Origin of the sequence: Streptomyces sp. SID5785, assembly GCF_009870065.1 — a bacterium.
In the GTDB taxonomy this organism is placed as follows: Bacteria; Actinomycetota; Actinomycetes; order Streptomycetales; family Streptomycetaceae; genus Streptomyces.
Map to the genome: position 1 here is coordinate 1 of NZ_WWIA01001013.1, position 6,431 is coordinate 6,431.

The following is a 6,431-nucleotide window of genomic DNA, read 5'->3' on the forward strand; positions in this document are numbered from 1 at the left end:
AGCCGGGAGACGTGCATCTGCGAGATGCCGAGCAGCCGGGCGATCCGGAGCTGGGTCATGCCCTGGAAGAAGCGAAGGTAGAGGATCGTGCGCTCGCGTTCCGGCAGGTGCCGCAGGCCGTCCTTGGCCGCTTCGCGGTCGGTGACCAGGTCGTACGACGGCTCCGTCTCGCCGAGTGTGTCGGCGATCGTGAAACCGGCGCCGTCGGCGCTGACCATTTCGGCGTCCAGCGAGCGGGCCTGGTAGCAGTCGAGGGCGGTGAGCCCGTCGTGCACCTCTGCGTTCGTCAGGCCGGTGTGCGCGGCGATCGCCTCCGTGTCCGGCTCGTGGGCGCCGGGGCGCTGGACCAGGTCACGGCGTGCGATCCGCACGGTGTTGCGGAGTTCCTGGACGCGCCGCGGGACGTGCAGATCCCACAGGTGGTCTCGGAAGTGCCGGCGCAGTTCGCCCGTGATCGTGGGGACGGCGTACGACTCGAAGGCACCGATTCCCGGGTCGTACCGATTGACAGCCTTCAGGAGGCCAAGGGCGGCGATCTGCTCGAGGTCTTCCAGGCGCTCTCCGCGGTCGCGGAAACGCCGGGCTATGCGGTGGGCCATCGGCAGCCAGGACTCCACGGCCTGCTCGCACAGCAGGTCGCGTTCGGGCCCCGGCTCCAGAGGGGCCAGCCGTGCGAAGAGATCCGCCGTGTCCGGCGCGTCGTCATGCGGGTGACGCGGTGCCCGCGCGCGCGACGCAGCGGGGTCGACGCTTTCGGTGAGCATAAGAAATCGCCCTCACAAACGGGGGTGCATGGGGTCCGGCGGAGGCGATGCGAGGAACCGAGAAGGCCGTCGCACTGCAACCGCGGATGCATTCGCTCCAAAGCATCACGAACCGGGTTCCCAGGAAGCGCCGAATCATGCCGCGAGTGCCCGACGGGACCGCCGTGCGCCGCAGCCGCAGGTCGGGGGCGCAGGCGGCGAATCCCGGGGGTCCTGGAGGGCCGCGATCTCCTACCCCCCAGACCGGTCGGATCGCGATGGCCGTCGCCCTGCTGCGCTGGAGGAGCGGCGTGCGGACCCGGAGAGGACGCCGCTCCGGATCGCTGCGTAACGGCACACATGAGCGGCGCGTAGCGAGGTACCCGGGCCGCATGAACGTACCGACCGTCCTCGCCGCCGAGTCAGCCACGAGCTGGATCTTCACCGTGATCGGCGTACTGATCGTGATCGCGCTGCTCACTCTGCTGTGGTCCAGCAGGCGGCGGCTGGCGCGCCGGCCCCCGCCGCCGCAGTCGCCGCAGCCCCGAGCCGACGCATGGGCGCGCCCGGACGCCGACGAACGGACGAAACCGACCGAGGAGTGACCACGATGGTCAGCAGTGCCAGGGACCGCCTGAAGGGCAAGGCCAAAGAAGTGACGGGCAAGCTCACCGGCAACGAGCGCATGCGCATCGACGGCGAAGCCACCCAGGCGAAGGCCCGGGCCCGGGAGGCGGTCGCGAAGAAGGAGGAACGGGCCCAGGCGGCCCGGGACGCCTACAGGGACTTCAGGAACGACGACAGGTAGTTCCGAGTGGTGGGAACGAGGCCGACGTAGGCAACGCCTACGGCTGGTCACCCTGATCCGCCCGGAGGCGTGGCACGAGGCCCATGTGTCACGCCTCCGGGCGTCACGCAGCGGGGCACCAGCTGGGCGACGGCCGTTCAGTCGGCCCACTTCCAGTCGACGACCTCGGGAAGGTCGGTGCCGTGCTCGCGGATCCAGTCGTGATGCCGGGTGCGGGCGTCGGCCATGCGCCGGCGGGTCGGTGCCGCGCGCACCGCGAGGCCGGGCACCCTGTCGATGACGTCCATGACCAGGCGGTAGCGGTCGAGGTCGTTGCGGACGACCATGTCGAACGGCGTGGTCGTGGTTCCCGACTCCTTGTAGCCGCGCACGTGCAGGTTGGCGTGGCCCGCTCGCCGGTAGGCGAGCCGGTGGATGAGCCACGGGTAGCCGTGGTAGCCGAAGATGACCGGCTTGTCGCGGGTGAACAGCCCGTCGTACTCGGCGTCCGCCATGCCGTGGGGGTGCTCGTCGACGGGCAGCAGGGTGGTCATGTCGACGACGTTGACGACCCGTACGGCGACCTCCGGCAGGTGCCGGCGCAGCAGCTTGGCCGCGGCGAGGACCTCCTGCGTGGGCACGTCGCCCGCGCAGGCCAGGACCACGTCGGGCTCGCTGCCCCGCTCCGACCCGGCCCACTCCCACACACCGGCGCCGCGCGCGCAGTGGGCGCGTGCCCCGTCCAGGGTGAGCCAGTCGAAGCCCGGGTTCTTCCCCGCGACGAGGACGTTCACGTGGTCGCGGCTGCGCAAAGCGCGGTCGGCCACGCAGATCAGGGTGTTCGCGTCCGGCGGCAGATACACCCGGACGATGCGCGGACTCTTGTTGAGGACGTGGTCGACGAATCCGGGGTCCTGGTGCGAGAAGCCGTTGTGGTCCTGGCGCCAGACGTGCGAAGTGAGCAGGTAGTTGAGGGAGGCGACCGGCGCTCGCCAGGGCAGGTCCTGTGCCGTCTTCAGCCACTTGATGTGCTGGTTCACCATCGAATCGACGATGTGCACGAACGCTTCGTAGCAGGAGAACAGGCCGTGGCGCCCGGTGAGGAGATAACCCTCCAGCCAGCCCTGGCACATGTGCTCCGAGAGGACCTCCATCACACGGCCCTGCGGATCCAGGTGCTCGTCGACGGGCAGGATCCGCTCCTGCCACGCCTTGCCGCTGGACCGGTAGACGCCCTGCAGCCGGTTCGATGCCGTCTCGTCCGGTCCGACCAAGCGGAACGTGCGTTCCTTGGCCGTGTCGGCCATGATCCGTGCGAGCAGGGTGCCGAGCACTTCGGTGGGCGCATGCTGCGTGGCGCCGGGCTTGTCCACGGGCACGGCGAAGGCGTCGAGCGGCGGCAGCGGCAGGGCGCGCAGCCGCAGCCCGCCGTTGGCGTACGGCGTGGACCCCAGGCGTTTGGCGCCCTCGGGTACGCAGGCCAGGACCTCGGCGCCGGGCCTGCCCTCGTCGTCGAAGAGTTCCTCCGGCCGGTATGAGCGCAGCCAGTGTTCCAGGGCGGCGAGGTGGTCGGGGTTCTCGCGGACCTCGGGCAGCGGGACCTGATGGGCCCGCCAGGTGTTCTCCACCGGCAGGCCGTCGACCTCTGTCGGACCGGTCCAGCCCTTGGGAGTACGCAGCACGATCATGGGCCAGCGCACGGGGGCGGCGGCGTCGCCCGTCCTGGCCGTGCGCTGGTGGTCCGTGACGAGGTCGAGCGCCCGGTCGAGAGCGCGGGCCAGTTCCCGGTGGACCTGGACCGGATCGTCGCCCTCGACGTACAGCGGGGTGTGTCCGTAGCCGCGCAGCAGTGCGTCGAGCTCGTCGTGCGGCATCCTGGCGAGCACCGTCGGGTTGGCGATCTTGTAGCCGTTCAGGTGCAGGATCGGTAGGACGGCGCCGTCGTGCACGGGGTCGAGAAACCTCCCGGAATGCCACGAGGCGGCCAGCGGGCCGGTCTCGGCCTCGCCGTCGCCCACCACGCACGCGACGAGGAGGCTTGGGTGGTCGAAAGCCGCACCGTAGGCGTGGGCCAGCGAGTAACCGAGCTCGCCGCCCTCGTGGATGGAGCCCGGGACCTCCGGTGCCACATGGCTGGGCACGCCCCCGGGGAAGGAGAACTGCCTGAAGAGGCGTGCCATCCCCGGCTCGTCCCGGCTCACGTCCGGGTAGATCTCGCTGTAGCTGCCTTCCAGCCACGCGTTCGCCAGTACGGCGGGACCGCCGTGCCCCGGCCCCCACACGCACAGCGCGTCCAGGTCCCTCTCTCTGATCACGCGGTTGAGGTGCGTGTAGATCAGGTTCAGGCCGGGTGACGTCCCCCAGTGGCCCAGAAGGCGCGGTTTGATGTGCTCGGGGCGCAGCGGCTCGCGCAGCAGTGGATTGGACATGAGATAGATCTGCCCCGCCGCCAGAAAATTGGCCGCGCGCCAGTGCGCGTCCAGCTGGCTGACCTCGTCGTCGGTCAGCGCGGGGGCACCATGGTCTGTCGTAGTCAAGGAACACTCCAAAAGCGGGGGGGGGCGGGGCGTCGTCGGGCGGATACGGACCCGGCCGCGACGGCCCGGCGGTTGATGACCGCCTCTCGAGTTCCCAGGATCAACACGGACACTCGCCCCGAGTCGGCCACCTCCCAGCCTGCGCCAGTCAGCCCGCCGTCGCTCGGCGCGTCTTCCCTCCGGCGCCTGAGGCGAGCTCGTGGGATCCTGCGACGGATGGGCGACGCCCTTCGGCCGTGCCCGCACGGTCAGAGGAGGTCTGGCCGATCGAACGTCGAGCCGGACGGTCGCCAGGTGTAACCTCCGCGGGCCGGGAGCCCTCTATTCGTGCGGACCCCGCGTGAGGTTGAAGTAGAGATCTTTGGGCACTCAGTCATGCCCTCCCACGTTGAGGGCGCTCCCTGGTTGCCGGCGCGGCGACTGGCGGCAGGTTTGAGAGCAGGCTCAGGGGAGACCCCGGGTGTCTATGAGAGCCCTGGGTGAGCGTCCCAGGCCCTGAGCCGGGCCGCGCCCTCAGAAAGGACCCCATGATGTTCCAGGCCATTGCTGATGTCCTGCGCGCGATCGGCGGCGCGATAGCCACCGTGGTCACGCTCCCGTTCAGGGCCGTCGCCCGGCTCTTCGGCGGCGCGTCAGCGAGCACTCACGGCCGACATTGAGCCCTCCAACTCATCGATGAGCAAACATGGTTGGGCAGAAGTGCGGAAGCCGCTGAGTCGGCGGAAGTCACTGCCCTGACGCTCGCCGAGCACCCTGAAGTCTGCCCGGCCTCAACTCTCATGGAGAGCACCCCATGCGCGCCCTTTCCCTGACCTGCACCCTCAATTCTTCGCCCACTTCTTCGAGCAGCCAACTGCTCTCGGACCAGGTGCTGCGCGAGCTGGAAAAGCTCGACGTCGCGACCGCTACGGCACGGGTAGCCGACTATGCCGTCCTGCCAGGCATCGGCACTGACCTGGGCGAGGGAGACGACTGGCCGCAGCTCCGGGAAAAGGTGCTGCAGGCCGACATCCTGCTACTGGCCACGCCCATCTGGCTGGGGCATCCGTCCAGCATCTGCCAGCGGGTGCTGGAGCGCCTCAACGCGGAGTCGTCGGAGACCGATGCCGAGGGACGGCCGCTCATGTACGGCAAGGTCGCCGCGGTGGCCGTCGTCGGCAACGAAGATGGTGCCCACAAAGTGAGCGCCGACCTGTTCCAGGGGCTCAACGACATCGGCTTCTCCCTGGCACCGGGGGCGGTCACCTACTGGGTCGGCGAAGCCCAGCACGGGACCGACTACAAAGATCTGGACGCAACTCCTGATGAAGTGGCGCATACCACCCACACAGTGGCCGCCAACGCAGTTCACCTGGCCAGGCTTTTGAAGCAGACCCCGTACCCGCCGTCGTGAGGGCCGGCGGAGCGCCCTCGTCACAGAGGAGAAGACGATGAACCATCGCATCATTGCCGAGAGGACCGAGCCCGGCGGCAGCACGATCAAGGAATGGCACATGGTGCGTTCCGGAGAAGGGAAACCGATGTGCGGTCGGTCGATCGACCTCTCTGAGACGGAACTCCCTGCTGACGCCTGGGGTACAGAACGTGCGATGCCGTTCTGTCACACGTGCGGCGCGTTGTATTTGCGCGAGGTTCCCTGACCGGGAGCAGCCGCCACCTCGCGGCGCATCTCGATGTGTGCGTTACCTCCGGCTCCCTCGGGTACCCAGGGCCCCGGGCCTTCGTATACGCGGCCCAGCCCCGACGCAACACGCGTCCGACTTTCCCGGCGCGCATGAACAGCCAAGGAGGGTGACCAGGATGAAAGCCCTGATCTACGAAGGACCTCGTGAAGTGTCGCTCAGCGACGTTCCCGACGCGAGGATCGAGCGGCCCACCGATGCTCTGGTACGCATTACGTCCACCAACATCTGCGGTTCCGACCTGCACATGTACGAGGGTCGCACCACGATGGAGCAGGGCCGTATTCTCGGGCACGAGAACCTCGGCGAGGTCGTGGAGGTCGGCGACGGAGTCGACCGTGTACGCGTCGGTGACCGTGTGTGTCTGCCCTTCAATGTGGGCTGCGGGTTCTGCGCCAATTGCGAGCGCGGCTACACCGGGTTCTGTCTCTCCGTGGACTCCGATACGCCGGGCGGCGCATACGGCTTCGCAGAGATGGGCACCTACGCGGGCGGCCAGGCCGAGTACCTGCGCGTGCCGTGGGCCGACTTCAACTGTCTTGTACTGCCCGAGGACGCTGCGGAGCGTGAGAACGACTACGTGATGCTGGCCGACATCTTCCCCACTGGTTACCACGCCACGGAACTGGCGGACGTGTCACCCGGTGAGTCTGTCGTCATCTACGGAGCAGGGCCGGTCGGA

8 protein-coding genes are annotated in these 6,431 nt (G+C 68.8%); 6 read left to right on the forward strand and 2 right to left on the reverse strand.

Going from position 1 to position 6,431, the window contains the following annotated elements; genetic code table 11:
* A partial coding sequence (locus tag GTW43_RS32720; protein ID WP_161305596.1) for a SigB/SigF/SigG family RNA polymerase sigma factor occupies positions 1–764 on the reverse strand: 764 nt, incomplete at its 3' end.
* 371 nt (positions 765–1,135) lie between these two features.
* Between GTW43_RS32720 and GTW43_RS32725 the strand changes: the two genes are divergently transcribed.
* Both GTW43_RS32725 and GTW43_RS32730 read left to right on the forward strand, forming a co-directional pair.
* Complete coding sequence (locus GTW43_RS32725) at positions 1,136–1,348, forward strand: DUF6479 family protein (RefSeq protein ID WP_161305597.1); 213 nt, start codon at positions 1,136–1,138, stop codon at positions 1,346–1,348.
* 5 nt (positions 1,349–1,353) lie between these two features.
* On the forward strand, positions 1,354–1,551 hold the full coding sequence (locus tag GTW43_RS32730) for a CsbD family protein (protein WP_161305598.1): 198 nt from the start codon (positions 1,354–1,356) through the stop codon (positions 1,549–1,551).
* A gap of 137 nt (positions 1,552–1,688) precedes the next feature.
* Here the strand turns inward: GTW43_RS32730 and GTW43_RS32735 are convergent, their stop codons facing one another.
* Positions 1,689–4,067: a phosphoketolase family protein gene (locus GTW43_RS32735; RefSeq protein WP_161305599.1), complete on the reverse strand. Its 2,379-nt coding sequence runs from the start codon at positions 4,065–4,067 to the stop codon at positions 1,689–1,691.
* 530 nt (positions 4,068–4,597) lie between these two features.
* Here GTW43_RS32735 and GTW43_RS38570 point away from each other — a divergent pair.
* The 4 genes from GTW43_RS38570 to GTW43_RS32750 all read left to right on the forward strand — a co-directional run.
* Positions 4,598–4,726, forward strand: coding sequence for an LPFR motif small protein (locus GTW43_RS38570; RefSeq protein ID WP_272922537.1), 129 nt, complete (start codon positions 4,598–4,600; stop codon positions 4,724–4,726).
* Positions 4,727–4,860: 134 nt separating this feature from the next.
* The gene (locus GTW43_RS32740) at positions 4,861–5,460 is read left to right on the forward strand and encodes an NAD(P)H-dependent oxidoreductase (protein WP_161303051.1); all 600 of its coding nucleotides are present in this window, start codon (positions 4,861–4,863) and stop codon (positions 5,458–5,460) included.
* 37 nt (positions 5,461–5,497) lie between these two features.
* The gene (locus GTW43_RS32745; protein WP_161303050.1) at positions 5,498–5,707 is read left to right on the forward strand and encodes a hypothetical protein; all 210 of its coding nucleotides are present in this window, start codon (positions 5,498–5,500) and stop codon (positions 5,705–5,707) included.
* 160 nt (positions 5,708–5,867) lie between these two features.
* The coding region (locus tag GTW43_RS32750) for an alcohol dehydrogenase catalytic domain-containing protein (RefSeq protein WP_161305600.1) at positions 5,868–6,431 on the forward strand (564 nt) is incomplete at its 3' end.

What these genes read in the sequence shown, in the direction of transcription:
- GTW43_RS32740 (WP_161303051.1), top strand. Translation starts at nt 4,861, where the DNA reads ATGCGCGCCCTTTCCCTGACCTGCACCCTCAATTCTTCGCCCACTTCT.
- GTW43_RS32725 (WP_161305597.1), top strand. Translation starts at nt 1,136, where the DNA reads ATGAACGTACCGACCGTCCTCGCCGCCGAGTCAGCCACGAGCTGGATC.
- GTW43_RS32745 (WP_161303050.1), top strand. Translation starts at nt 5,498, where the DNA reads ATGAACCATCGCATCATTGCCGAGAGGACCGAGCCCGGCGGCAGCACG.
- GTW43_RS32730 (WP_161305598.1), top strand. Translation starts at nt 1,354, where the DNA reads ATGGTCAGCAGTGCCAGGGACCGCCTGAAGGGCAAGGCCAAAGAAGTG.
- GTW43_RS38570 (WP_272922537.1), top strand. Translation starts at nt 4,598, where the DNA reads ATGTTCCAGGCCATTGCTGATGTCCTGCGCGCGATCGGCGGCGCGATA.